The 24,948-nt window shown below is 67.5% G+C and carries 23 protein-coding genes and 1 pseudogene; 13 read left to right on the top strand and 11 right to left on the bottom strand.

Features of this window, described 5'->3' with window-relative positions; translation table 11 throughout:
• The first annotated feature begins 100 nt into the window (after window positions 1-100).
• Window positions 101-1,294 (top strand): potassium channel family protein, encoded by a 1,194-nt coding sequence (locus EAH89_RS25470; RefSeq protein ID WP_140886511.1) that lies wholly within the window; start codon window positions 101-103, stop codon window positions 1,292-1,294.
• 84 nt (window positions 1,295-1,378) lie between these two features.
• Here EAH89_RS25470 and EAH89_RS25465 read toward each other — a convergent pair whose 3' ends face one another.
• Window positions 1,379-2,404, bottom strand: a complete 1,026-nt coding sequence (locus EAH89_RS25465; RefSeq protein ID WP_206667678.1) for an ion channel — start codon at window positions 2,402-2,404, stop codon at window positions 1,379-1,381.
• Between the two features lie 282 nt (window positions 2,405-2,686).
• Here EAH89_RS25465 and EAH89_RS25460 point away from each other — a divergent pair, with 282 nt between their 5' ends.
• Window positions 2,687-3,046 carry a hypothetical protein gene (locus EAH89_RS25460; protein ID WP_140886509.1) on the top strand — a complete coding sequence of 120 codons (360 nt, stop codon included), beginning with the start codon at window positions 2,687-2,689 and terminating at the stop codon, window positions 3,044-3,046.
• A gap of 194 nt (window positions 3,047-3,240) precedes the next feature.
• On the opposite strand, the gene EAH89_RS25455 is transcribed toward EAH89_RS25460, so the two are convergent.
• Window positions 3,241-3,708, bottom strand: coding sequence for a septal ring lytic transglycosylase RlpA family protein (locus tag EAH89_RS25455; RefSeq protein ID WP_140886535.1), 468 nt, complete (start codon window positions 3,706-3,708; stop codon window positions 3,241-3,243).
• Between the two features lie 702 nt (window positions 3,709-4,410).
• Between EAH89_RS25455 and EAH89_RS25450 the strand changes: the two genes are divergently transcribed.
• Window positions 4,411-4,629, top strand: coding sequence for a hypothetical protein (locus EAH89_RS25450; RefSeq protein ID WP_140886508.1), 219 nt, complete (start codon window positions 4,411-4,413; stop codon window positions 4,627-4,629).
• Window positions 4,630-4,764: 135 nt separating this feature from the next.
• Here EAH89_RS25450 and EAH89_RS25445 read toward each other — a convergent pair whose 3' ends face one another.
• On the bottom strand, window positions 4,765-5,979 hold the full coding sequence (locus EAH89_RS25445) for an FAD-dependent oxidoreductase (RefSeq protein ID WP_140886507.1): 1,215 nt from the start codon (window positions 5,977-5,979) through the stop codon (window positions 4,765-4,767).
• A 194-nt stretch (window positions 5,980-6,173) separates the two neighbouring features.
• On the opposite strand from EAH89_RS25445, the gene ligD reads away from it, so the two are divergent.
• The 5 genes from ligD to EAH89_RS25420 all read left to right on the top strand — a co-directional run bounded on the left by ligD (window position 6,174) and on the right by EAH89_RS25420 (window position 12,676).
• Window positions 6,174-8,771: a DNA ligase D gene (gene ligD, locus EAH89_RS25440; RefSeq protein ID WP_140886506.1), complete on the top strand. Its 2,598-nt coding sequence runs from the start codon at window positions 6,174-6,176 to the stop codon at window positions 8,769-8,771.
• A complete protein-coding gene (gene ku, locus EAH89_RS25435) occupies window positions 8,771-9,691 on the top strand; it encodes a non-homologous end joining protein Ku (RefSeq protein ID WP_140886505.1) in 921 nt (306 codons plus the stop codon). Before ligD ends, ku begins: the two co-directional genes overlap by 1 nt.
• Window positions 9,692-9,783: 92 nt before the next feature.
• Window positions 9,784-10,641 carry an alpha/beta fold hydrolase gene (locus tag EAH89_RS25430; RefSeq protein ID WP_140886504.1) on the top strand — a complete coding sequence of 286 codons (858 nt, stop codon included), beginning with the start codon at window positions 9,784-9,786 and terminating at the stop codon, window positions 10,639-10,641.
• 78 nt (window positions 10,642-10,719) lie between these two features.
• Complete coding sequence (locus tag EAH89_RS25425) at window positions 10,720-11,304, top strand: DUF1989 domain-containing protein (RefSeq protein WP_140886503.1); 585 nt, start codon at window positions 10,720-10,722, stop codon at window positions 11,302-11,304.
• Window positions 11,305-11,710: 406 nt separating this feature from the next.
• A complete protein-coding gene (locus EAH89_RS25420; RefSeq protein WP_140886502.1) occupies window positions 11,711-12,676 on the top strand; it encodes an IS5 family transposase in 966 nt (321 codons plus the stop codon).
• Between the two features lie 57 nt (window positions 12,677-12,733).
• Here EAH89_RS25420 and EAH89_RS25415 read toward each other — a convergent pair whose 3' ends face one another.
• The 5 genes from EAH89_RS25415 to EAH89_RS25395 form a co-directional block, all read right to left on the bottom strand.
• Window positions 12,734-13,933, bottom strand: coding sequence for an extracellular solute-binding protein (locus EAH89_RS25415; RefSeq protein WP_140886501.1), 1,200 nt, complete (start codon window positions 13,931-13,933; stop codon window positions 12,734-12,736).
• The gene (locus EAH89_RS25410) at window positions 13,926-14,996 is read right to left on the bottom strand and encodes an N-acetylglucosamine-6-phosphate deacetylase (protein WP_241667208.1); all 1,071 of its coding nucleotides are present in this window, start codon (window positions 14,994-14,996) and stop codon (window positions 13,926-13,928) included. The genes EAH89_RS25415 and EAH89_RS25410 overlap by 8 nt, the downstream gene beginning before the upstream one ends.
• Window positions 14,993-15,739: a glucosamine-6-phosphate deaminase gene (locus EAH89_RS25405; protein ID WP_140886500.1), complete on the bottom strand. Its 747-nt coding sequence runs from the start codon at window positions 15,737-15,739 to the stop codon at window positions 14,993-14,995. Before EAH89_RS25405 ends, EAH89_RS25410 begins: the two co-directional genes overlap by 4 nt.
• Before the next feature lie 69 nt (window positions 15,740-15,808).
• Window positions 15,809-16,756, bottom strand: coding sequence for an IS1595 family transposase (locus EAH89_RS25400; RefSeq protein WP_140886499.1), 948 nt, complete (start codon window positions 16,754-16,756; stop codon window positions 15,809-15,811).
• 191 nt (window positions 16,757-16,947) lie between these two features.
• The gene (locus EAH89_RS25395) at window positions 16,948-17,664 is read right to left on the bottom strand and encodes an IS6 family transposase (RefSeq protein ID WP_140886498.1); all 717 of its coding nucleotides are present in this window, start codon (window positions 17,662-17,664) and stop codon (window positions 16,948-16,950) included.
• A gap of 53 nt (window positions 17,665-17,717) precedes the next feature.
• Between EAH89_RS25395 and EAH89_RS25390 the strand changes: the two are divergent.
• Together EAH89_RS25390 and EAH89_RS25385 are read left to right on the top strand one after the other, a co-directional pair.
• Window positions 17,718-17,834 (top strand): annotated as a pseudogene (locus tag EAH89_RS25390) (IS5/IS1182 family transposase); the annotation flags it as partial.
• Between the two features lie 582 nt (window positions 17,835-18,416).
• Window positions 18,417-18,674: a hypothetical protein gene (locus EAH89_RS25385; RefSeq protein ID WP_140886497.1), complete on the top strand. Its 258-nt coding sequence runs from the start codon at window positions 18,417-18,419 to the stop codon at window positions 18,672-18,674.
• A 40-nt stretch (window positions 18,675-18,714) separates the two neighbouring features.
• Here EAH89_RS25385 and EAH89_RS25380 read toward each other — a convergent pair whose 3' ends face one another.
• The gene (locus EAH89_RS25380; RefSeq protein WP_140886496.1) at window positions 18,715-18,978 is read right to left on the bottom strand and encodes a hypothetical protein; all 264 of its coding nucleotides are present in this window, start codon (window positions 18,976-18,978) and stop codon (window positions 18,715-18,717) included.
• A gap of 289 nt (window positions 18,979-19,267) precedes the next feature.
• Here EAH89_RS25380 and EAH89_RS25375 point away from each other — a divergent pair, with 289 nt between their 5' ends.
• Entirely contained in the window at window positions 19,268-19,618 is a 351-nt protein-coding gene (locus EAH89_RS25375) for a hypothetical protein (protein WP_140886495.1), read from the top strand.
• 173 nt (window positions 19,619-19,791) lie between these two features.
• Here EAH89_RS25375 and EAH89_RS25370 read toward each other — a convergent pair whose 3' ends face one another.
• Complete coding sequence (locus tag EAH89_RS25370) at window positions 19,792-20,061, bottom strand: hypothetical protein (RefSeq protein ID WP_140886494.1); 270 nt, start codon at window positions 20,059-20,061, stop codon at window positions 19,792-19,794.
• A 218-nt stretch (window positions 20,062-20,279) separates the two neighbouring features.
• Here EAH89_RS25370 and EAH89_RS25365 point away from each other — a divergent pair, with 218 nt between their 5' ends.
• Window positions 20,280-20,507, top strand: coding sequence for a hypothetical protein (locus EAH89_RS25365; RefSeq protein WP_140886493.1), 228 nt, complete (start codon window positions 20,280-20,282; stop codon window positions 20,505-20,507).
• On the top strand, window positions 20,507-23,908 hold the full coding sequence (locus tag EAH89_RS25360) for an error-prone DNA polymerase (protein ID WP_277753893.1): 3,402 nt from the start codon (window positions 20,507-20,509) through the stop codon (window positions 23,906-23,908). The genes EAH89_RS25365 and EAH89_RS25360 overlap by 1 nt, the downstream gene beginning before the upstream one ends.
• Here the strand turns inward: EAH89_RS25360 and EAH89_RS25355 are convergent, their stop codons facing one another.
• Complete coding sequence (locus EAH89_RS25355; protein WP_140886491.1) at window positions 23,909-24,577, bottom strand: hypothetical protein; 669 nt, start codon at window positions 24,575-24,577, stop codon at window positions 23,909-23,911.
• Between the last annotated feature and the right edge of the window lie 371 nt (window positions 24,578-24,948).

Here is a 24,948-nt window from a genome sequence, read left to right as displayed (position 1 = left end):
CATTATGGCCGGCCGGCAGCATGGCACCTTAGCCTCCACTACGCTGGCGGGTCTGATCATCAGCGCAGCGCCTAGAGGCGTACTCCGGCGTTGAAGGGGCATGACCTCGCTGATCTCTACCCTTGCAGCCGTCCTTCTGCTGTGCCTCGTGCTGCAGGACGCCTTTGAGGTCATGCTTCTTCCCCGGCGGGTCCATCGGCACCTCCGCCTGAGCCGCTTCTATTTCGGCCTGAGCTGGGCTGCGTGGTCCGCCATGGCACGGCGCCTCCCAGCCGGTGCGCGGCGGGAGCGTTTCCTCGGAGTCTTCGGCGCCCTGTCGATGGTGGTGCTGTTCGCGGTTTGGGGCACGGCTTTGATCGCAGGCTTCGGGCTGCTCGAGTGGGCTTTGCAGGCAGGTCCCCCCCCGAGATCAGCCTTGCCAGAGCAGATCTACATGAGCGGGGTCACCTTCTTCACGCTTGGCTACGGGGACGTGGTCCCGCATACGGCAGCGGCCCGTATCGTGAGCGTCGTCGAGGCCGGCACAGGGATCGGCTTCATCGCCGTGGTGATCGGCTACCTGCCGGTGCTCTACCAGCTCTTTGCCCGGCGGGAGGCCCATGTCATCCAGCTCGACGGCCGCGCCGGCTCTCCGCCGACCGCCTGCACGATGCTTTGCCGACATGCCACAGGAGGTGGCCTGGAGAAGCTGGATGAGTTGCTTCGCGAGTGGGAGGTCTGGGCTTCCGAGCTGCTGGAGAGCCATCTCTCCTACCCAATGCTGGTCTACTACCGCTCACAGCACGACAACCAGTCCTGGCTCGCTGCCACGGCAGCGGTGATGGATACCTGTGCGCTCATCTTGGTCGGCGTCGATGAGCTGAAGCCGCTACAGGCCCGCATGACCTTTACCATGGCCCGTCAGGTCATGGTCGAGATGGCCCGCTCCCTCCAGGTGCGCCCCTCCCGCTATGACGGAGGTGACCGCCTGCCGCGCGAGGCATATCTTCAGCTGGAATTCCGTCTGAGAGAGGCCGGGCTGAAATGGAACGCGCGGCCCGACGCCGAGGAGACGCTCGCCGCTCTTCGTGCGACCTACGAGCCACTGCTTGACGGGCTCGCGTCTACCTTGCTGCTGACCCTGCCGGGTTGGATCGCGACCGACGATGCGGCCGACCACTGGGAAGGCGGGCATCGGGGTCTCATCGCGAGCCGGCTGATCGAACAGCTGACCGACAGGAGCGAGAACGACGTTCCGGCTAGCCGGGACGGAAAACTAGCTGAGCGACTGCGGGCACGAATGCGGCGTCGGTGACGGGGTCAGCCCACCTACTCGAGCTCTTTGACCCTACGCCGCCGCCACTCCCAATGCCGTCGCCTCGTCACTATCAGCACCCCGTTAGGTTATCTGATCCAACGTTTTCTGAATCGCCGCCGCAGTTGGCCGCTGCGCATCGTCCACCAACACGAACAGAGCCGTCGCCACCAGGGTTTTGTGGGGCGCGGGATTGGTATGCAGGTGTCCCTCCGCCTCCATGTAGGCGATCGGCGTGCCGAAGTTTGCCTCCAGTATGACCGACACGAGGCGGGACCAGGTGATCCCCTCCACCCGCACCGCGAAGCGGAGGCATTCGTCGCCTTCGCTACCAAAGAGACGCTCGATGATGCGTTCCGTGCCGGGCGCGACGATGGCGCGCACGATCATCTCGGGGTAGCCACGCAGTGGCCGGACCACGGCGTCAGCGCCAGCCTTCTTGAGCCGTTCGCGGTTCCGGTCATCCACGCATTCCGCGATGATGCGGGCACGCACACCATCCTCGCGTAGGCGGTGGATGATATCGAACGCGCGGCTGTCGGAGAGGCGCTCCGCTTCTTCCTCGGCCAGCACCACTACGACGCGGGCCTCGGCCACGTTTGCGGCCTTGAGGGCTGCAGGGTCGTCGAAGCGTCCGCGCACCTGTACGATCAACGGATCGTCCTCCAGCATCGGCGGCATGCCGTCTGGGAAGGTTTCAGTGATCACCAGCGCCTGGATCGCCTCCGTACCGGCATGGGAGCGGTGCAACTGGTCCAGCAGCCGCCTGAGGTACTCCGCCGGCTGGTCAGCCGGTGCGTTCACGATCACGACGTGATCCCGCATGTTCCATCTCCACTCGCCCCGGCGCATCCGTTGGCGTCTGAGCACGCGCAGACCGAAAAAGGCACTGGCGGCCTGGGTTAACAGGAAGATGCCGCTGAGATAGATCAGGCCAATCGTCGCCGCCCGACCCGCGACCGTCTTCGGGGCGTAGTCGCCATACCCTGTCGTGGTGATGGTGGTGAAGGTGAGCCAGACGGCAGAGCCGAGGCCCAGGCCTTCCAGCGCCATCATGGCCAGCACATGCAGCCCGATGAGCAGCACCAGTCCCGCCAGGGCGAAGCGCAAGCGGTTGCGCAGGTCCCGCACAACGCTCCGGCCAAATCGCGAACTGCCTTCAGCCAAAGCATCCTACCCGGTACGTAGAGCCTTTGACTGGCAGTCTAGGGCCGCCCGGCAGCTTGTTGAAAGTCAGTCGCTGCGCGGGGCAGGGAAGGGACGTAAAAAACTGGAAGGCTGCCAAGCCGGTCATGCAACTCTCTTCCGTCTTGCTGCACTTCCTCTCCGCTGAACTGAAGCACCCTTATGGGGCTGGTGCAGGGTCGGCAACCATCATCGGAGGCGGGGACCATGGACAAGGACAGGACGGATCAGAAGCGCGATGAGGAAACGGGACACTGGGTTTCCGATCTGAAGCCGGGCGCCACCCACGAGGCAAAGGTCGACAAGGGGGTGGAGGACACCTTCCCGGCTTCAGACCCTGTCCAGAAGGCGGGCGCTACTGGTTTTATCACTTCGGACGGAACGGACACGGCCGTCCATGGCAGCGTTGCGGAACGGGCCCGGACTGGCACGGCGGAGGCCCTGGGCCGAGCCGGGCAGGCGGGAGGTGCAGCCGTTGCCGTTGTCAGTCGGCATCCGCTGCCGTCCCTCCTGATTGCCCGAACAGTCGGCTTCGTGTTCGGGCTGGTCGTGAATGGCAGGCGGTAAGAGGTCCTGGCTGAGGTTGGGCGCGCTCCCTGTCACCCGAACCCGGTTGACGGAGGTGTCCCAAATTGGCCCTTTATGAGCCGGAGTGGGACGCAGGCAGCCGATACAGCGGCGAGCTGCGGGGCCGTGCTGCGACCAACAATACGCTCCGCCCACCCAAAGGCTGCTGACGTACAACCCGGACACGTTGCCGGTCAGCGCGCCGCGTCGGTCACGTAGGCTCGTCGGCCGCGAAGGGCTGTCCCGGAACCAAGGCGAACGCTGCCGTCGCGCTGAGGAATGGCGAGCGGCGCGACCTCGACTTCGGTCCTCCCAGCGGGACCCATGCCGAGAAACCGGGCGACCTTCGGGGTGACGCTGATGATGCGGTTGCCCGATGCCGGCAGCCGATCGCGCACGCGCACCATGGCCACTCGACCGTTGCGAAGATTCCGAACTCGGGCCGTCGTGCCAAGCGGAAGCATGTTGCTCGCCGCGGTATCCGAGTTCAATTCGATCCGGCCGCCATCGGCCATCCTGCGGCCTGCGGAACTAGCCGCGAAGACCGTTGTCTGTCCGCGTCGAGCTTGGCCGGGGAGATCGAGGGAGGTGGTCGGCTGCGCAACCGCTGGTGCAGCCCCGAGGAGTGCGAGGAGAGTTATAAAGGCTGCTGCCGGTGCCATCATCACCTCACGGTTCTAGCCTTTCGAGGCGGCGCGGCTCCTAAAGGTTGAGCTGTCGCTGCTCGGTCAGGCGTGTCAGTTGCGCTGCGGATCAGGAAACAACTCACCACGCCGCTGGAAGTCACAGCAGCCCCGGTGCGCAAGCAGAATTGCGTTGCTGTGGTCGACGACGAGGGCACCACCCTCTGTCCGCCGATTAGCTTTGCCGACGCCGCTGTAGCCCTCGACGTTCTAGCCGTTGAACAAGAACTCCTTCCAACGGATTGAGCCGATGCCTCTTTGCGTCATCAGCACGCTGCTTGTTTAGCTGCTGCAAGCGCGTTGCTGCCGGCACAATGACCGCTCTTTAATCGTCTATGGGTTGTTTTACGTCGCAGTCGCCACTCCCGCTTGGCAGGGTCTTAGATAGACGACGTTCTTCAGAACGCAGACAGGCCTTCATCGGCGACCAACGGATCAACCACGGCGAGCACAATACAGCCTTTTTAGCGGCTCAATTTGGACAAGCCAGGGAGTAAGCCTGACAACCTGCATGAGCATAACGGGTTCAGCCAGCGCACAGCCACTTCACTCAACGCCAGCTTCAACCATCACGGTAAAATATACGATTTCGTAAGGGAATGATGCGCTTCATTGCTGCATCTTCAAGTCTACCATGGCCAGGCTCGGCCTAGCCCCTCAGACCGCTGCATAGGGGGTCACATGTGGGACAAGGATGGCGCTACCTGGGACGGCATGCCGGCATCCGCTCCGGCCCCGCTGGAGGAGGCGGTCAAGGTGTACCGCCGCACCTTCAACGTGCCGCCGCCGCTCTCTGAATTCATCGACGACTTACCTGCTCTGACCCGCGAGATCGTTGCTGCCGTGCGACGCGGTGAGCGCCTTACCAGCGCCGAGTTACACTGCCGGCTCGGTCGCTAACGACCCCACACTGCCGCTCCGTGCCCTTGGTGCACCAGATGATCCTGTGGGCAGACCTCGGAAAACAGAGCGAGCAGTGCGCTTCTCTCCCACACTCTGAAGAATCCGTCTCGTTTGGAACCGCAGGACGCACTTTTAGTCCTCGCCAAAGAAGCGGCGCCGCGCGGCATCATCGCTCGGGGCCAAGGGACCGAGACCAACGTAATCCACGCGGCGGCTCGGGTCCGCGGCGATGCGCGGCAGGGCCCGTGTCCGGATCGCCGCAGCCTCAGGTCTAGGATCGAGGAAGAGGGTCCTGATCCAGTCGGTGATGCGGTGGACGGCCTCGTAGCGGCGGTCGTGCTCAGCGGCATATTCGTGACCCGCTGCTTCCCAGTCCCCATTCGCCAGCAATTGGTCTCGGAGTGAACGCACGTCGCCCAACGCGAGCGAAAGGCCCGCACCGAAGGACGGGTCGTTGGATGCGGCAGCGTCACCGATCAGCGCGACCCCGTTGCGGTAGGGGTGCGGCACCCAGTTGTCGGTTCCCTCAAAGGAGGCGAGAGGGCCGATCAGTTCGGCGGACGCGAACCAGTCTGACGGGGCACCAGCAGCGATGCTGCTCTCCGCAAAAGCTTCAAGGCTGCGTGGCCCAGCGGTACGGCGGCGGCCGTCACCGTTACCCGCATCGAACCATGCAAAATAGCTGCGGAAGCGCCCATCGCTAAGCGGGGCGTTGAAGGACAGGCAGCCGCCCGCCGGGTCCATGATGGAGCTGATCCGGTCCGCAGGCGCCCCGAAGCCGTGTATCAGCGCTCCGGCCACAATCATGCGCTCGGGATCGCGGCGGACCTCGAAGCCAGCCCAACCTCGGCAGGCGGAGTTGCGGCCGTCTGCCCCGACAATCAGCCGCGCCTCGTAGTCCTGCTCTTCCCCACCCGGCACCCTCGCGCGCACTGTCGGGCGTTCACCAGGTGTGACACCGAGCACCACAGGTCCACGCAGAACCTCGGCCCCGGCGGCCTCGGCGGCGTGTAGCATCACAGTCTGCATCTCCGGATGGTGAAAGTTGAGCACGGGGAGGCGGTGTGACGAGGTCTCCACGAGATCGCGTGGCGCCGCCGCCGGGATCCCGGCGACGCGGGACGACCATAGGCGTACCTCGTACCCGACCTCGGTGCGGAGCAGTTCGTGGAGTCCTAGGAGGCGGGCCTCGGCGGCGCCCCAACAGTGCAGCTGCTCTCCGCGCACACGGTCGCGGAACGTGGTCTCGCGCTCTAGGACGAGGACCTTCGCTCCGGCAGTAGCGAGCGTTTGGGCAAGCGCCGCCCCCGCGATTCCGCCACCCACCACAATCAGGTCATACCGCATGGTTCGGCCTCCCTCGCACACCGTAGACTTGGGCGCCCGCGCCCGTCAGCATCCTCCTTCAAGTCCTTCTCTCCCCTCATTTTTACGAACCTGCGGCTAACGCCTCCTTCCCTGCGGGCTCGGTATCCCAATGGGGAGCGGGTGTCCTTCCACCGCTGCAACTGACTGGCGCAGAACCACGTTCTCCAGACGCCATGCCAGCCCGATCCGCCGCTGCTCGCGACACCTCGATCCGGACCTACCGGGCCAAGCGCGACTTCGCCCGCACCAGTGAGCCGGCACCGCAGAGCACCACGCCCTTCCCAAAGGCAGCACTGAAGTTCGTGGTCCAGAAGCATGCGGCCCGGCGCCTTCACTGGGACTTCCGCCTGGAGCATGGCGGTGTCCTCTGGAGCTGGGCCGTGCCAAAGGGGCCCTCCCTCGATCCCGCGGACAAGCGCCTGGCCGTGCGGGTGGAGGACCACCCCCTCGAGTACGTGACCTTCGAGGGCACGATTGCCGAGGGGAACTACGGCGCCGGCACCGTCGAGATTTGGGACGCTGGGGAATGGACACCCCTCGGCAACCCTGTCGAGGACCTTGAGAAAGGCGAGCTCAAGCTCCGGCTGAATGGGACGCGGCTCAAGGGCGGGTTCGTCCTCGTTCGCCTACGTCAGCGTGATGGCGAGCGGGCGGAGAACTGGCTCCTGATCAAGGAGCATGACGCCGAGGAGCGGCAGGGCGCGGACGCCGAGACGCTGGAGCTGGAACCAGGGCCCCAAATCGCGCCCGCCACAACCAATAAGGCGAAGACGCGTCGGAAGACGGCCGCAGCACCCACCTCGACGCCCGGTACACCGGTGGCAGAGAAGCCCGCGGCAGCCCCGAGCGCAGAGCCCGCCGGCGATGCTCCCTACCCCGGGGCAGTGCGTGGCCTTCTGCCCGAGAGCCAAAAGCCGGAGTTGGCGACCTTGGTCGGGGAGCCGCCTGAGGGCAACGAGTGGATCAGCGAGGTCAAGTTCGACGGCTACCGCCTTCTCGCTTGGAAGGAAGGCCGGCAGGTCCGTCTGATCACCCGCAACGGCCAGGATTGGACGACCAAGCTTCCGGACGTCGCCCGCGCGGTCGCCTCCCTGAAGCCCAAGACCCTGCTGATGGACGGTGAACTGGTCGCCCTGCGCGAGGACGGGCTCTCCTCCTTTCCCGCCCTGCAGTCAGCGCTCGCCAACGGCGGAAGCAGGAAGGCCCTGTTCCTTCATGCCTTCGACCTCCTGCACCTGGAAGGCTGGGACCTGCGCGGCTGCCGCCTGGTGGACCGCAAGGCGGCCCTGAAGCCGCTCTCCGACTGGGGCGGGGCGCTCCGGTACAGCGACCATCTGGAAGGCGAGAGCGCCCGGGTTCGAAAGCAGGCCTGCGCCCTCGGCCTCGAGGGGATCATTTGCAAGCAGGCGAACTCGCCCTATCGCGCCGCGCGCACCCGTGACTGGGTGAAGGTGAAGTGCCAGGGGCGTGAGGAGTTCGTCGTGCTCGGCTGGACACCGCCGGCTGGCAGTCGGACGGGCCTCGGCTCGCTCCACCTCGGCTTCTACGACGAGCAGCGGAAGCTCCACTACGTTGGCGGTGTGGGCACCGGCTTCTCGGAGGCCGAGCTTCGCTCCCTCACCCGCAGGCTAAGCGCCATGCCGAGTACCCCTCCGGAGGGCCTACTCTTTGCTGGTGAGCCGCCCGACCCCGCGATCCGATGGGTGCGCCCCGAGCTCGTGGCAGAGGCACAGTTCATCGGCTGGACCGGTTTTGGCCGCATCCGCCACGCGACCTACCTCGGCCTTCGGCAGGACAAGGAGGCGGACGAGGTGGTGCGCGACGTGCCGCCCTCCGAGGTCGAGCCGCAGGTCTTCCAGCCTCGTGGGCAGGTGAAAGCAACCATCGTGCACGCCACCGCGCCGAAGCGCGGCAGCCAGCGGGTCGGCGCAGTCCAGATCACCCATGCCGAGCGGGAACTCTGGCCCGGCGTGACAAAGGTCCAACTGGCTGACTACTGGCGTACCGTCGCCGCGGTGGCCTTGCCTGGCATTGCCGGTCGCCCGCTAGCCCTACTCCGTTGCCCCGAGGGCATCGAGGGGGAGCGCTTCTTCCAAAAGCACGGCAGCAAAGGCATGCCACCCTCCATCCGGGACAGAGTGGCGGCCGAGGGCCCCTACTTGGCCCTCGATATCGAGGAGGGGCTGGTCGCCTGCGCCCAGATGTCGGCCATCGAGCTGCATGTCTGGGGCTCGCCCGAGCGCGACATCGCGCATCCCGACCACATCGTCTTCGACCTGGATCCTGGCGAAAGGGTGCCGTTCCCCGATGTGGTGGAGGCCGCCAAGGAAGTCCGTGCCCGGCTGAAGAAGGCAGGGCTGGAGAGCTTCTGCCGGACCACGGGCGGCAAGGGCCTCCACGTCGTCGCATCCATCCAGCACGCCTCTGGCTGGCTCGCCGTTCGGGCCTTCTGCCGCCACTTCGCCGCGACCATGGAAGCGGACATGCCCGAGCGCTTCGTCTCGACGGTGCCGAAGGCCAAGCGCCGCGGGCGCATCCTCGTGGACTGGCTGCGCAACGGCCCCGGCGCCACGGCGGTAGCCAGCTACTCGCCCCGTGCCCGCCCTGGCGCCCCTGTGGCCACGCCGCTGTCCTGGCGCGAGGTCACGGCCAAGCTCGACCCGCTGGCTTTCACCCTCGCGACCGTGCCCGACCGCCTCAAGCGGCTGAAGGCCAATCCCTGGCAGGGCTACGGGACCCTGCGGCAGTCTATTCCCGAGGAAACGCACTGATGGCCCAGAAGCACCCGATCTGGCGGGGACACCTCCGCCTCGCCCTCGTCTCCTGCCCGGTGGCCCTCTACACGGCCCACAAGACTTCGGGCGACCTGAGCTTTCACCTGATCAACCCCAAGACGCAGAACCGCGTGCGGATGGTCACCGTGGACGCGGGCACCGACAAGCCGGTAGAGCGCGGCGAGCTCGTGAAGGGCTACGAGTTCAAGAAGGACACCTACGTCATCCTCGACGATGCCGACTTCGAGCGGGCGAAGATCGACACCTCCGAGGTACTGACGGTCGACAAGTTCGTAGCAGCCGACGCCATCGACCCGATCTACTTCGACGCGAGCTACTACCTCGTGCCGGATGGTCAGGCCGGGCAGGACGTCTACGTCGTGCTGCGGGACGCCATTGCCAAGAGCGGCCGCATGGCACTTTCGCGCCTCGTGCTCGCGCGCAGGGAGCGGGCCATCGCCATCGTGCCCATGGACCGCGGGCTGGTGCTGCACACGCTCCACGAGGAGCGCGACCTCGAAGACCCGAAGGAGCTCTTCGCCAGCGTGCCCGGCAGCAAGCCCGACCAGGAGATGGTCCGGCTGGCCACTCAGCTCGTCGATCGCCAGACCGGCAAGTACGACCCCGGCGATATGGAAGACCGCTACGAGGCTCGCCTGCGCGAGGTGATCGAGGCCAAGCTGCGGGGCGAGGAAGAAGCGCCGGAGCCCGAGCCCGAGGAGCGCCGGGACAACGTCATCGACCTCATGGCCGCCCTGAAGCGCAGTCTTGGTCAGAGCACGGACGAGGGCAAACGAGCGCCGGCCAAGAAGGCACCCACTCGATCCTCATCCAAGTCAAAGGCATCAAAAGCAGCCAAGGAAGCTGCGGGTGGCAAGAGCAAAGGAGCGCCTGCGGCTACCCGCAAGCGGGCCTGAAATTGGAACAGGCCACGGATCGGCCGTGCCGATTACCCTTCTGCGTGCTTGACCAAACCTGCGGCTTGCAAAACGGCCTGAGGAAGATACGCATGCTGCCCCGACGTTCCTTTCTGACCCTTGTTACCGCGGGCGTCGGGTTGTCGACATTACCCGCGCGTGCGGCGGTGCCGGACGGGATCACAGTCGCGCTTCCTGGGGTCCGCCTCTTTGTGCGCGACACTGGTGGGGATGGGACGCCCGCTGTGCTCCTGCATGCCAACACGGGCACCAGTGCGAGTTGGGCTGATCAGTTCGACGCTCTCTCCACCGCAGGCTACCGCGTCATCGCCTTCGACCGTCGTGGCTGGGGCAACAGCATCGCCGATCCGTCGACAGGACCGCAGCCGGGCAGTGTCGCCGAGGATCTCGCCATGCTGGTGGACCACCTCCGCCTGCCCAGCTTTCACCTGATCGGCGTTGCCGGAGGTGGCTTCGTCGCGTTGGACTATGCAGGTTGGCGCCCACAGACGCTACGCAGCTTGGTCGTTGCCGCGAGCACAGGCTCTTTCTCCGAACCAGAGATGCAGCAACTGAGCCGTAACTTGGATGTCCCGGGCTTTCGCCAACTACCTGAAAGCTTCATTGAGATCGGCCCATCCTTCCGGGCCGCTCATCCTGAGCGGACGGCGGCATGGCTTGAAGCGGAGGAGAAGGCGCGACAGAAGAACGCGCGTCCGCAGCCGCTGCGCACGCCCAATACCTTCGCCAAGGTCGAAGCAATCCACACTCCGCTGCTTGTCATCAGTGCCAGCGCCGACCTTCTGGCACCGCCGGCTCTCATGCAGCGTTGGGTCCGCCACATGCCCCAGGCCGAGTGGTTCTCGATTGCTGATGCCGGCCATTCCGTGCCCATGGAGCAGCCAGATGGGTTCAACAAGGCTGCACTGGACTTCATTCGGCGCCACTGAATGCATGCAAGGCTTGCACATGGTGCTTGGTAGTGCCGTAGATTTCCGGATCATGGCGACCAGAAGGGGCGGAAACCAATGCTGGATGAACTTGTCCCTGCCGGAGCACCCTGGTCTGGCATCGTGCCTCGTGGCCATACCCTGCGCATCATCGACCTGCATGGACAGCAGGCTGTCGACTTTCTTTGCTACAATGCCGCGGATCCCGAGGAGCGCTACCACGCACCGAACACGATGAAGGCTGCCGGGACTATCTTCTTGACGGCCGGGCATGTGCTCTACTCGGATATAGCGCGGCCGATCTTCACCATCACCGAAGACCAGTTCGGTGGTCACGATACGATCGGGGGCTGCTGCAGCGCGCCATCCAATCGCATGCTCTACGGCGTGGAGAACTGTCCTGGCTGCCGCGAGAACTTCCTGCACGCCCTTGCTCAGCACGGGCTAGGGCGGCGCGACATCGTGCCGAACGTCAACTTCTTCATGCGCGTGCCGGTACTGCCTTCTGGCAGCGCGGCAATTGCAGAAGGTGTCTCGCCGCCGGGCTGTGTGGTCGCGCTGCGGGCAGAAATGGATGCGCTGGCCGTGATCTCCAACTGTCCTCAGGTCAACAATCCCTGCAACGGCTACAATCCAACGCCAGTCCAGGTTCAGATTACCTGATCCCTGAGTGCCTAACCGCAACCTGTCAGACGTGGCTCAGGGCTCTGTCAGCTCTTGCGCCAGAAATGCCGTCGCGTGCCGTCTGAGGTTGTCTGCCATACCCTACCGAGAGAATGGCGAGCACGGTGGCCGCACGACGGAGATGAAGCAAGCGCATGCGGTTGGCGGGAACATGTTGGTTGTGACGTACGCGAGGGCGAAGGTGACCGCGGAGTTCGTCATAGGCGCGACAGATGCGCGCCGTTGAGGCGAAGCTCTTAAACCCCGTATGGCTCATATTCGTCCTTCGACGCCGTCATCGTCCAGTTCAAGCCTGTTGTGACTGTGTTGCACGGATCGGCCTAGCGGGCTGGTTGGCTTAGGTTCCTGAGGGCCGACGGCCTGTCATCCTTCCGGAGAGCCCAGCTTGCCCTTCAAGGCGAATGCCGACTGCCGTCACCGTATTCCGAAGCCAAGGTTCCGGGCGACGAATTGGGCGGCGTACGATGCCGCACTCCGCGCGCGCGGCAGTCTAACCGTCTGGTTCACGGAGGCGGCGATTGCGGCCTGGAAGGCCGAGCCCCGGACCACGCAGGGCGGCCAACCCCGCTATTCGGAGTTGGCCATCTCCACGGCCCTGACACTTCGGGCCGTGTTTCGCCTGGCCTTGCGCCAGACCGAAGGCCTGATTGGCTCGATCATTGCTCTGCTCGGTCTCGACCTGCCCGTGCCGGACCACAGCACCCTCAGCCGCCGGGCCGAGACGCTGGAGGTGCCGCAGGCTCGCGCTGGCACGCGCCCCATACACCTGCTGGTGGACAGCACAGGGCTGCGGCTATGTGGCCCAGGCGAGTGGCTGGTCGAGAAGCACGGGAGCAGGACGCGCCGATCGTGGCGCAAGCTGCACATCGGCGTGGATGCCGACACCGGGCGGATCGTCGCGTCCACCCTGACGACGAACGACGTCGATGACGCCTCGCAGGTCGGTCCCTTGCTCGACCAGGTTGCGGACCCAATCGCCTCGTTCACCGCCGACGGCGCCTACGACCAGGACGGCGTCTATGGTGAGGTCGCTGCGCGGCACCCCGATGCTGTGGTAATCGTGCCGCCACGATCGGGTGCCGTACCGAGCGCCACGGCCGAGACGGCGCCCACCCAGCGCGACCATCACCTCCGGGCCATCGCCGAGCGCGGACGCATGGGCTGGCAGAAGGTGTCTGGCTACAACTGGCGCGCTCTTGTCGAAGCGGACATGAGCAGGTTCAAACGCGTTATTGGCGGCGCGCTGCGTTCGCGCACCAGCGGGCGCCGTGCGACGGAGGTGACCATCGCTGTAGGTGTGCTGAACCGCATGCTTAAGCTTGGACGCCCGGAGTATGTCCGCGTCCCATGATCCCGGATGCCTCCGCGCCTCACTGCGCTTGCAGGCTGGTCCGTGCAACGCAGTCCCTCAGCGCCGCGCCACGCGGGACCCCACCAGCTCGTCCCAGCGACGGAACGCCAGCACCATCTGGTCGGGCTTCAGCGGCAGTTCGATCGGATGGTCGGCAATCATCGCGGCGTATTCCGGCCGGCCAAATTCCTCGATTACCCGGCGGCTCTCAGGCGGCGCCAGATCCAGTCCCACGTCCTTCACCGCCGGGCCGGGGTAGAGGTAGCCCTCGTCATAGGCATAGGCCTGCATCTTCGGCTGCAGCACGAAGGCCATCATGTCCAGCACCACCGCCAGCCGGTCCTGCGACAGGCCCTTCGGCACCACCATGTAGTTGGCGTCGGACACCCAGTGGTGGCCCTGCAGGACTGCCACCTTCGCCTCCTTGGGCACGATGCCGAGCGCGCGGGGGTTGATGTCCCAGCCGGTAGTGGAGACGATCATGTCCCGCGAGCCGTCACCCAGCTCGCGCATCGTGACGCCGGTGCCGCTCGGATAGCTCTCGATGTACTGGCCGAGTTCCTGCAGGTAGGCCCAGGTCTTGTCCCAGCCGCCCACCGGGTCCTTCGGGTCACGGTCGCCCAGCAGGTAGGGTAGGCCCATCATAAAGGTACGGCCTGGGCCGGAATTGCTCGGCCGCGCATACATGAACTTGCCTGGGTGGGCTTTCGCCCAGGCCAGCAGGTCCTCGGCCGTCCGCGGCACCTCGGCCACGCGGGCGGGCATGTATTCCAGCAGCGGCCCGGACGGGTAGTAGGAGCACACCACGCCGAAGCCCCCGCCCTGCTCGCGGTGCAGGTTCAGCGCCGCCGGCTGGTAGCTGGCTTCCAGGCTCGGAAACTTCTCGTCATATTCGGGCAGAATATGCTGCCACAGGTTCAGCGCCAGGCCGCTGGCCAGGCCGTCGCTGCCGGTCAGCACCAAGTCCAGGTCGGACCGCCCGGCATCCTGCTGTGCCTTGATCTTGGCCGCCAGTTCCGGCGCCGGCGCCTTTACGAAGGTGATGCGCGAAACCACATCCCGCTTAGCGGCGCGATAATCGTCGAAGGCACGCTGGTGCAGCGCCAAGGCGCCGGACACGTCCATGACACTGATGGCAACGGGTGAGCGCGGCATCGGCGGCAGCGCCGCGCGGACAGGCCGCAGCGTCCCGCCCAGGACCGTGGCGGCGGTGAGCCCACCGACGATGGCCCGGCGCGGCAGGGGAAGGTCACGCATCTTGGCTGATCTCCGGTTCATGGTCGGATGGGTCGGGGAAGCGCCGCTCGGCGGAGCCGAGGCGGATGCGCCGCAGGCGTAGCGAAGGCGACCACTTGGCCTCGCTTGGCGCAAGAGTGATGCCGCGCGCCGCCAGCACCGGGGCCAGCAGTGCGGCCGGGATCTCGCCGGCCAGCCGCAGCGTCTCGTGCGGAGTCGCGGCGCCCCAGGCCACCAAGTTGCGCAGCGCGGCATCGAGGCAGAGCGAGGACCCCGCAAGCGTGCGGCCGCCATCCTGGCGCACCGTGCCGTCGGCGCCGCGTTCCACCACCATGCCGGCGAAGGGATAGCGGCCGGGCGGCGCTGCGGCGGCGGACGTCGCGTCGGTGACCAGGAAGGCGCGGCCCTGGCCTTTGGCGCGCAGCATGACCCGCAGCGCCGCCGGCGGCAGGTGGATGCCATCGGCGATGAAGCCGGCGCAGAGCTGGTCCTCGGCCAGCTGCGCGAAGATCGGGTTGGCCAGCTTCGGCAGGCTCTGCGGCAGGCCGTTGCCGAGATGGGTGGACAGCGTGGCGCCCGCCTCGGCGGCGGCCGCGACTTCGGCGAAGTCCGCGGCGCTGTGGCCGATCGCTACCAGCCGCGCCTCGGCGCGCGCGGCGCGGATGCAGGCCAGGGCGTTTGGCCGCTCCGGCGCGAGCGTCAGCAGCAGGATGGGCCGTGACAATCCGGCTTCCAGCCGGGCCGGCAGCGCGGGGTCTGGCGTGCCCATTGCTTCGGGCGGGTGGCAACCGGCATAGCCCTCGGCCGGATTCAGGAAGGGGCCTTCGAGGTGGAAGCCCGGGCACATCAGCGGCCCCAGCCGGCTGCCGGCTACGGCGGCGTCCAATGCCTCCAACCGGGCGCGCAGCACCGGCTCGGGCGCCGTGATGACGGTGGGCAGGCAACAGGTGACGCCGGTGGCCAGCATCGCCTCCAGCGCCCGGTCCAGCGCCGCCACCGTCACCGCCGCGTCGTTGAAGTCGACGCCGGCGAAGCCGTTGACCTGCAGGTCCACTAGCCCGGGCGAGAGCAGCGCTTCGCTCACGGCTGTCGCAGCAGCGACGCGGCCGACGGGTCGACGAACAGCAGCGCCTTCGGATGGCGCTGCAGGATGGAGCCGGGGTGCAGCGGCGTGACCGGGCCCTGCACCGCGTCGCGCACCGCGGCGGCCTTGCGCGCGTCGGGCACCGACAGAACCACCAGCGCCGATTGCATGATGCGCGGGATGCTCATGCTGATGGCATGACGCGGCACCGCCTCCAGGCTGGGAAACCAACCTTCGCCGAGCTGCTGCCGGCGGCAGGCCTCGTCCAGCTCCACGACGATGTATGCGGAGGGCGCGTCGAAGTCGGCCGGGGGATCGTTGAAGGCGAGGTGACAGTTCTCGCCGAAGCCGGCGAAGCAGACATCCACGGTTCGGCCATCGATCAGCGACGACAGGCGCGCGGCCTCGGCTGCCGGGTCGGCCGCCTCGCCATCCACCTCCACCAGCGTCGGCCGGCCGCCGAGCGGCGCTAGGAAGCGCTGCCGCAGGTAGCCACGGAAGCTGGCAGGATGCGTCACCGGCAGGCCGACATACTCGTCCAGGTGGAAGGCCGTCACCCGGTCCCAGGCGATGTTTGGCATGGCGGTCAGCGCCTGCAGCATCTCGAACTGGCTGGCGCCGGTGGCCACGACGATCGTCGCCTCACCCCGCGTTTGCAGCGCCGCGCGGATCGTCTCGGCCCCCGCCGTTGCGGCGGCCTGGCCGAGCGCTCCCTTGTCAGGACAGATCCTCAGATCGAACATGTGCCGCCAGATCCCACCCCTCGTCGCAGCAGATCAGAGCCGTTCTACCTTGGCAAATTATTTTCCTGATTACGCGGAAACATCAGCCAACTTGAGCATGCGATACGGCATCGGCGGGGTCTGTGCAGCGGCTGTGGCGAGGCGCGGCAGCATGGCAGCGAGATCGTAGCGGCGGTTGAAGCGGTACTCGAACTCGGCGAGATAGCGCGGCACGTGCTTGGGCGCGATCGAGCGGTAGGTGCCGGTGATCGCGGCCTTGATGTTGCCGAGCGCGGTTTTGACCCACTTGAAAGCCGGTGTGCGAGCAGCCCGCGCGCCCGAGCCGGTCTTGATGACCGTGTGCTGGCACCCGGCCTTGCTGTCGGCAGCGAAGCAGCCGAGGCCGTCGCTGACCACCTCGCAGGTGGGATGCAGGCTGCGCTTGGCAAAGCCCTCGACGGCGCGGCTGCAGAAGCTCGTCACCCGGTGCAGCTTCAGCCGTACCGGCTTGCCCTCCGGCGTGGTCTCGACGGCGGCCAGGAAGGGCGTCTTGCCAGGCGAGCCACGGCCACGCTTGCCGCCCGAGCGCTCGCCGCCGAGATAGGCGTCATCGAGCTCGATGCGACCGGCCAGCAGCTTCTCGGCGTCACGCTCCAGCATCACCTGCCCGAGCTTGTGCTTGATGGTCCAGGCCGTGCTCTGGGTCACGCCGAGGCGGCGGGCCAACTCGATGCTGGAGATCCCCTGCTTCGTCTGGGTCACGTGATGGATGGCCCGGAACCAAGTCCGCAGCGCCACCTTGGTGGCGGCGAAGATGGTGCCGGCCGTCAGCGAGGTCTGCCGTCGGCAGGCGCTACACTGAAACAGCTGGCGCGACCTGATTGCGCTATGGCGTTGCTCGCCGCAGATCGGGCACTCGAAGCCTTCTAGCCAGCGCCAGCGGAACAGTGCCTCGCGGCATGCTTCCTCACTGCCGTACTGCTGCTCGAACTCGGGTCCGCTGAGCCCCTTCTGGAACTGCACTGAGTTGCGGGCCACAGCTATCCCTTTGCAATCACCTCGATGTTCTTGATTCGTACCGTGACGTGGCCGGCTGAGGAAGCCGCGTAATCAGGAACCATGATGCCGCTGACGGGTCGCAGGTTGGCCCCTTGCTCGACCAAGGGCACCGTCAACTTGCCTACCTGAAGGCGACGAGGGCTGACTGATCGACAGCGGGAGCAAGGCAATCAAGTTCGCGCGGTGACCCCGCTGATGTCGGACCACACCTCGAACGCCAGCGCCCTTGCGGCGCGGTACTCGCTGGCGGTGACGTGGTCGCGGCGAAAATGAAAGAGGTTGTTGATCCCGTCGTGAGCGGAGAGGAAGCGCTGTGCTTGGCCCCCTGACTTGAAGCGCTTCATCTGCCGTTCCCGTCGTCGTGTCGGCTGATGCGAGTTCTCCGCACGGTTGTTCAGCCCTTTGTGCTGCCGGTGCTCGACCGAAGGCATCACCTCCTTCTTGGCGGCGCCGTAGCTTGCCAGCTTGTCGGTGATCATGACACGCGGTGCTCGCATTTGCCGCTTCAGCAGCTTTCGCAGTAGCCGCTTGGCAGCTTGCTTATCCCTTCGGCTCTGCACCAGCACGTCGAGTACCATCCCGGCCTGGTCGACGGCACGCCAAAGCCACTGCGTCACACCGTTGATCTTGAGGACGACCTCATCCACGTGCCACTTGTCACCGGCGCATGGAAGTCGGCGGCGAACCCCGTTAGCGAAAGCCTGGCCGAACTTACGGCCCCATTGCCGCAGCGTCTCGTGGCTGACCACGATGCCACGGAAAGCCAGCATTTCCTCCACCATTCGCAAGCTGAGCGGGAAGCGGAAATAGAGCCAAACCGCTTGGCTGATGATTTCCGCTGGAAAGCGATACCCGGCGAAGCTGGGGCAGGCGGCCGAAGCGGTCATCCCACCCGACTACCCGGTGGCGGACTGCTCGGGCAAGCTGGGGGGCAGCCAACTTGACGGTGCCGTCTGACCTGACGGATGCGGAATGGGTGCTGGTGGCGCCGCTGATTCGGCCGGCGAAGCATGGCGGCAGACCTCGCAAGGTGGACGTGCGCGAGGTGCTGAATGGAGCGCCCCCCATTTCGACCGGCCAGATGGCGTAACCTGAGCGACCGTCTTGTTGATCAAGCGGTTTGCCATGGCGTGCTGGTCGAGACGAGGGCGTTGAGGATGCCCAGGAGACGACGGATGCAGGCGACAAGGTGAACCATTTTGAGCGCGCCGCGCGCAGTTCCCTCCATGTCGCCGAAGGCTGGAGAACTGAGCCCGCAGGACGACCATCGTCGCGTCGATGGTGGCCCGTACTTTGGGATTGCGGGCGCACCGTCGGCGGTCGTCCTCCATGACGATCATCTCAATGTCTTTCAGTACCTAAACGGGACCGCGCCTTAGATAACTCACAACCTGTTGGACTCGCTTGCAGATTAGGTCAGGCGTCGGGGTCCTGGTCGGCGCCGATGGGGGCCCGGCTTTCTCAGCAGTTCAGCAACAACCTCGAAGGCATGAGACCGGTTTTCGCGGGGTCCTGGTTGGAAGCCTATCCGGACCAGTCCCTCTCCCGGAGACCGGGTCACCCAGCAAACATACGCTCTCACCTGCGTCCAAGAGCCGAGGTGCTCCGTAGAGCTGGATCAGGTCTGGAGGGCATGGGGATGAACGCTCCGCCGAACGGCTCTATTTGGGAGGACACCGCATCGTCGCTCGTGCGGGATCACGGCAGCCAAGCGATCGACCACTGCATCCGGCGAATGCACGCGTTGCTCGAGGAGGGCCGGAAAACGGAGGCTCTTGCTTGGGTCGAGATCGCCTATGCCACGGCCGAACTCGTAGCGCGGATGACCTCTGAGGCAACTCCTGAAGAACCCTCCTCTCGCGACGGGATCAAGGACGAGGAGCCAGGGTTGCGCTGATAACACTTCCACACTGAAGGAGGCTCACACGCTGGGCCGGTCATGCGTCGGCGAGTTGTCCGCGGAGCTGTTGGGCAGCGGCGTGGAGAGCGGCGCCGATGAGAGCGGGGTGCTTCCAGGGCACGCTACCGGAGGAGCGCAAGGAGAGGAGGGGAGCAGTGAGGTGCTTACTCAGGCGCCCGCAGGCCTCGTCGAGGGCCGCGCGCCGTGCGGCCGGATCGTCCAAGCCGTCGAGGTGGATCTCCAGGCTCGTGAGAAGCGCCTGCTGGAGTTGCTGGTGAAGAGTGGACAGGGTGTGAGCCAAGCGGGACGCCTCCGCGTCGGGTGTGTTCCGGTAACTGTCACCAGACCTCGCACATCTCAGGCTCACGGTCACGTGAGGCCACAAAACCTGACGCACCTCACGAAAAGGCCATTCCTTGCTGATTCAGCGCCTTGGCTGAGTACCCTCGCACAGCGTCGCTGCGACGATGTGGAACCCTGCAACCAACGTGTTGAGGAAGCCTTGCTTCGATACGATCCGTTAAGGAGATTGCATACACCTTCAGTGCTCTGAAGAGCCCACCTCAACCCCTGGCCCGAGTGCCCCATCCATGTCGCTGCGCCTGACCTCCGACCGCCGCTTCCAGAGCGAACTGCGCTCGGTCCTGGCCACCCTGCAGTGCCTGTCCGACTACGCGGCCGATAGGGGCGACGCGCAGTCCGCCGCCATCCTCGGCAACGCCGCCGGCCTCATGGAACTGTCGCTCGTGGTCCCAGCGGCCCAAGCTCCCGTGCGCCCGCCCGTGCCCACCCGCGAGCAACTCGCCGAGGCCGTCGCTGGTGGCTCTCCGACCCGTCGGCGTCAGCGCAGCACCGTGTCCTCGTTGGTCAGCACGTCCGCCGCGAAGCCGAGCGCGCGGCGCAACATCGACGGCCGTGTCACGTCCCAAGCGGCTGTGTGAGCGCTTGACAGCCAACGACACTGCGCATCAGGACGCCGAGACGCGGATCCGCTGCGACGTCCACAACACCCTCACCGTTCCTGATATGCCCGACATCCTTGCTCGTGCCTGATCAGCGGACCAACGATCAAACGACAGCTTCGAATCGCCTCCCGCAGTAATAGCCGACGTCCTCACGCTTTCGACTCCTGCAGGCGGGCGACATCCAGCGAAAGCATGAGCGCCTCGCTTACAGCTTCCGCTCCGTCGATCGCGGTCGCTTGCGTGACAGCCCAGGTCATCACCGCCACGGCCACCTCCCGCGGGTGCCAACCCGCCTCGACCGCCTGCGCCTGCATCGCGATCAAGGCCGGCGCGAGCGCCTCGCCACAGAGCGAGAAGCGGCGTCCCGGGTGAACGTCGCCGGCGAGCGGTGGCGCGATTGGGCTCTTGGATGTGGGCATGCTGTGACCGTGCCAAGTCCGACCTCCTTTGCCCAGTGCTGGTCCCTCGCCTCGCGGCAACGATCCCAAACGGAGATGTGCCGTCCCAGGAGGTCACGGGGTCTCTACGTGCGTGCAAGTTCTTGCTTTGTTCCGTTTGGCGCTGCACCCTTCGCCGATGCCGCGCCCTGCTCGATTCGCCCGTTCTCGCCGATATGCCCCGTCGGCCCAGGTGCCCCGTGGCTGACCTGGAGGGCGGCACGCCCTTGCCGCTGGTGCCCGCCACCGGCGAGGAGGTGGCCGAGGTGCTGGCCTACGCGCTGCGGCACGACGAGCGCGGCAAGCCCCGGCGCGGCGCCGCCTGGGAGGTCGCGGCCGCCGTGCTGGCCGAGCAGCTCGCGGCCCACCTCGAGCGGGCCAACATGGTGGTGGTCAAGAAGCCGCCGCGCCCGCCGCACTCCACCTGATGGCGCAGGCCATGGGCCGGGCTGTTCCAGGAGGCCGGGAGCAGCCGCGCCCGCCTGTCCAGCCCTTTGCCGAGCTCGCGGCGCGGTCGAACTTCTCCTTCCTGGATGGTGCCTCCCACCCCTGGGAGCTCGCCGCCACGGCCAAGGCGCTTGGGTACTCCGGGCTGGGGCTCTGCGACACCAACACCCTGGCCGGCGTGGTGCGCGGGCACGTCGCGGCCAAGGAGGCGGGGATCCCGTTTGCGGTGGGGTGCCGGCTTCGCCTGGAGGACGGCGCCGAGTACCTCGTGTGGCCGACCTGCCGGGCCTCCTACGGGCGCCTGACGGCCCTGCTGTCCCGCGCCCGCATGGCCTCGCCCAAGGAGGCCTGCCGCATCGGCCGAGACGACCTGCTGGCGGCCGCCGCGGGCTGGGTGCTGGCCGCCGTCCCTCCTGAGGAGGCTCGCGAGGGCGGCGCGGCAGGCTTCGAGGAGCGCTTCCGCCGGGAGGCACAGCTCCTCCGGGGACGCTTGGCCCTCCCCATGATGGTGGCGGCCTCGCACACCCTCCGCGGCGACGACCAGCGCCGCCTGGACCGGCTGGCGGTCGTCGCTGCCTCGGCGGGCGGGTGGCTGCTCGCGGTGGGCGACGTCCGCTACCACGTGGCCTCCCGCCGGCGCCTGGCCGACGTGCTCACCGCCATCCGGCTCGGCACCACGGTGGACGCCATCGGGGCGGCGGCCGAGCTCAACGCGGAGCGCCGGCCCAAGAGCCTGGCCGAGGTGGCGCTGCGCTTCGCCCGCCACCCGGAGGCGGTGGCCAACACCCTGCGCGTGCTGGAGGCGACGCGGGGCTTCTCGCTGGAGGGGCTTCGCTACGAGTACCCGGACGAGGTGGTGGACCCCGGCCGCACGGCCCAGGAGACGCTCGAGGCGAGGGTGGCGGCGACATTGGCCGAGCGCTGGACCGTGGTGCCGGCCGAGATCGAGGGGCGCATCGCCCACGAGCTGCGGCTGATCGGCGAGCTCGGCTACGCGCCCTACTTCCTGACGGTGGAGGCGATCGTCCGCTTCGCCCGCGAGCGCGGCATCCTCTGCCAGGGGAGGGGGTCGGCCGCCAACTCGGCCGTCTGCTACGCTCTCGGCATCACGGCGGTGGACCCGGGCAAGCACGACCTCCTCTTCGAGCGCTTCGTCTCGGCGTCGCGCGGCGAGCCGCCCGACATCGACATCGACTTCGAGCACGAGCGCCGCGAGGAGGTCATCCAGCACCTCTACGAGCGCTACGGCCGCGAGCGCGCCGCGATCTGCGGCACGGTGATCCGCTACCGGCCCAAGAGTGCCCTCCGCGAGGTCGGCAAGGCGATGGGCCTGTCCGAGGACGTCACCGCCCGGCTGGCCAGGGCGAGCTGGGGCGGGGGAGGGGAGGGGTCGCTCGCCGACCTCGCCCAGGGCGAGGGGCTGGACCTCTCTGACCCGCGGCTCGCCACCACCATGGAGCTGGCCGAGGAGATCCTCGACTTTCCCCGGCACACCGCCACCCACGTGGGCGGCTTCGTCATCACCCGCGGCGCGCTCACCGAGCTGGCGGTGGTCGGCAACGCCGCCATGGAGGGACGGACGGTGCTCGAGTGGGACAAGGACGACATCGACGCGCTCGGCATCCTCAAGGTCGATGTGCTGGCGCTCGGCATGCTCTCCTGCCTGCGGCGGAGCTTCGACCTGCTGCGGCGCCACGGCGGGCCGGACCACGACCTCGCCAGCCTGCCGCGCGAGTGCGCCGAGACCTACGCCATGCTCCGCCGGGCCGACAGCGTCGGCGTGTTCCAGGTCGAGAGCCGGGCGCAGATGAACATGCTCCCTCGCCTCCGACCCGCGACGTTCTACGACCTCGTGGTGGAGGTGGCGATCGTCCGGCCCGGTCCCATCGCCGGCGACCTCGTCCACCCCTACCTCCGCCGCAAGGCCGGCGAGGAGCCCGTCAGCTTTCCCTCGCCCTCCCCCGAGCACGGCCCGGCCGACGAGCTCGAGCGGGTGCTCGGCAAGACGCTCGGCGTGCCGCTCTTCCAGGAGCAGGTCATGCGGGTGGCGATCGTCGCCGCCGGCTTCACCCCCGACGAGGCCGACCAGCTGCGCCGCGCCATGGCGACCTTCAAGCTGACCGGCGGCGTGGCCCGCTACCGCGAGCGCCTGGTCGAGGGCATGGTCCGGCGGGGGTACGAGGCGGCCTTTGCGGAACAGATCTTTGCCCAGATCGAGGGCTTCGGCTCCTACGGCTTTCCCGAGAGCCACGCCGCCTCCTTCGCCCACCTCGTCTACGCCTCCTCCTGGCTCAAGCGGCACCACCCGGCCGTGTTCACCTGCGCGCTGCTGAACAGCCAGCCGATGGGCTTCTACGCGCCCGCCCAGCTGGTGCGGGACGCCCGGGAGCACGGGGTGCTGGTCCGCCCGGTGGACGTGAACGCGTCGGACTGGAACAGCACGCTCGAGCCCGAGCGGGAGAGCCGCGGCGGGCTGGCGCTCCGGCTGGGGCTGCGCCTGGTCACCGGCCTGCCCGAGGCGGAGGCGCAGGCGCTGCTGCGGGCCCGGCGAGCCCGCAACGGCGCGCCCTTCGCCTCGGTGGAGGACGCCGCCATCCGCGCCGGGGTGGGCCGACGGACGCTGGAGGCGCTGGCCGCCGCGAACGCCTTCGGGCCCACGGGGACCGTGCGGCGGCGGGCGGTGTGGGACGCGGCGGTGGCCGCGAGCGGGCCGCAGCAGCTGCCGCTCTTTGCGGTGGCGCGGGACACCGCCGCGGCGGCGATGGCGGCCAGCGCGCCCCTGATGGCAGAGCCCGAGGCCGCCCTGCCCCAGCAAGGGGAGGGCGAGGAGGCGGTGGACGACTACCGCGCTACCAGCCTGACGCTCGGGCGGCACCCCATGGCGATCCTCCGCCCCACCCTCGACCGCCTCGGGCTGGGCGACACCCGCCAGCTTGGTAACCTCAGGCCGGGCGCCAGGATCCGCCTGCCCGGCATCGTCCTCATGCGCCAGAGGCCGGGCACGTCGAAGGGCGTGGTCTTCCTGACGGTCGAGGACGAGTTCGGCACGGGCAACCTCGTGGTCTTCGCCGCCATCGCCGAGCGCGACCGACCGGCGCTGCTGAGCGCCCGCCTCCTCGTGGCCGAGGGCAGGGTCGAGCGCGTCAGCGAGCACGTGGAGGTGCCGATCAACCACCTCGTCGTGGCGCGCCTGCTCGACCGCTCCGACCTGCTCGACCGCCTCAGCCAGGGAGAGCCGGGAGGCGAGTGGGCGGAGCGCGCGCTTGGGGGGGGACGACGAGGTCAGGCGGCCGGAGCCGGGAAGCCGCCGCCCTGTCCTACCGAGGTCCAGGGACTTCCAGTAACGCCTTCCTCTCCACTGTGCACCAATCGCCCCGGTTGATCAGCGCAGGGCGGCAAGCCGCTCCACCTCGGCTGCACGGCGTTGACGAGACGTCGACGCGGTAGCCGGCAGGGGGAGCTGCATGGAAGGAACGTCGTTCCGCCCTGCTCGTGCCCCGCGCGGCTGAGGCTCGGCGGCCGGCGCGTCGACGACGCCCGGCACGGGCCAGAAACACACGACCCGCCCCTCCTCGCCCCGGAGTGCGAGGAACACCACGCGCGTCACCTCGCCCTCCTCACCGGTCTCCACGGCGAGGCGGAACATCAGCCCCTCGGCCGCGTCGTTCCCGCCAAGCGCCAGGGCGAGTTGCTGCGCCTCGCTTTCCTGCTGGCGGAGCGTGCGCTTGCTCGGCTCCTCGGCATCGCCCCGGAAGAAGCGCACCGGCACGCCGTCGATGAGGAAGACGAAGTGGTGCGTCTCGTCGAGCACGCCGAGCCATGGGTAGCGGCCCGCCTCGGCGGCACGGCGGAGCCGGTTGCGGCTGAAGGAGTAGGCGCGGCAGCCGATCGACCAGGCGTCGTCGCCCGCCCAGCTATCGGCCATGGCGAGCGCGTCGGTGCGCCCGCGGGCGAGCAGGCGGGCACAGGCGGTGATGCGCTCCTCCGTCAGCGCGGGGTGCAGGTCCCAGGGGAGGCGTGCCCTCGGGACCACGTCGGCCTTGTTCGTCATTCCGGCAGCATAGCGCATGGACCTACCCGGTCGACAGGATGGCCCAGCGCGGCTCTTGGCCGATAGCGGAAGGGCAGTTTGCAGGCGAAACGGCATGGCAAGCGGACACTCGTTTGGCGCTCGCCGACCACTCGCGATCGGTCCCCCGCGGCGTTCAGGTGCGCCATGGGCTGCGGGACTTCGACGGGGAAGTGCGGCAAAGGACGGAGATTGACACCGGGCGACTTGCACAAGCCAAGTAGGCCATGCCGCGCAATCACAGGGCCTGCAACGTCGCTGTCGCCTCCGAGGCCGCGGCATCGGTTGAGGGGGGCGCCGCAGTTAGCCACAACCTTCACGCCGACGAGACCGATCGCGCCACCCGGACCGCT

Source organism: Muricoccus nepalensis (assembly GCF_006438825.1).
Taxonomy (GTDB): domain Bacteria; phylum Pseudomonadota; class Alphaproteobacteria; order Acetobacterales; family Acetobacteraceae; genus Roseomonas; species Roseomonas nepalensis.
Note: the sequence above shows the minus strand (reverse complement) of the source record. Positions and strands in the feature narration are given on the sequence as shown.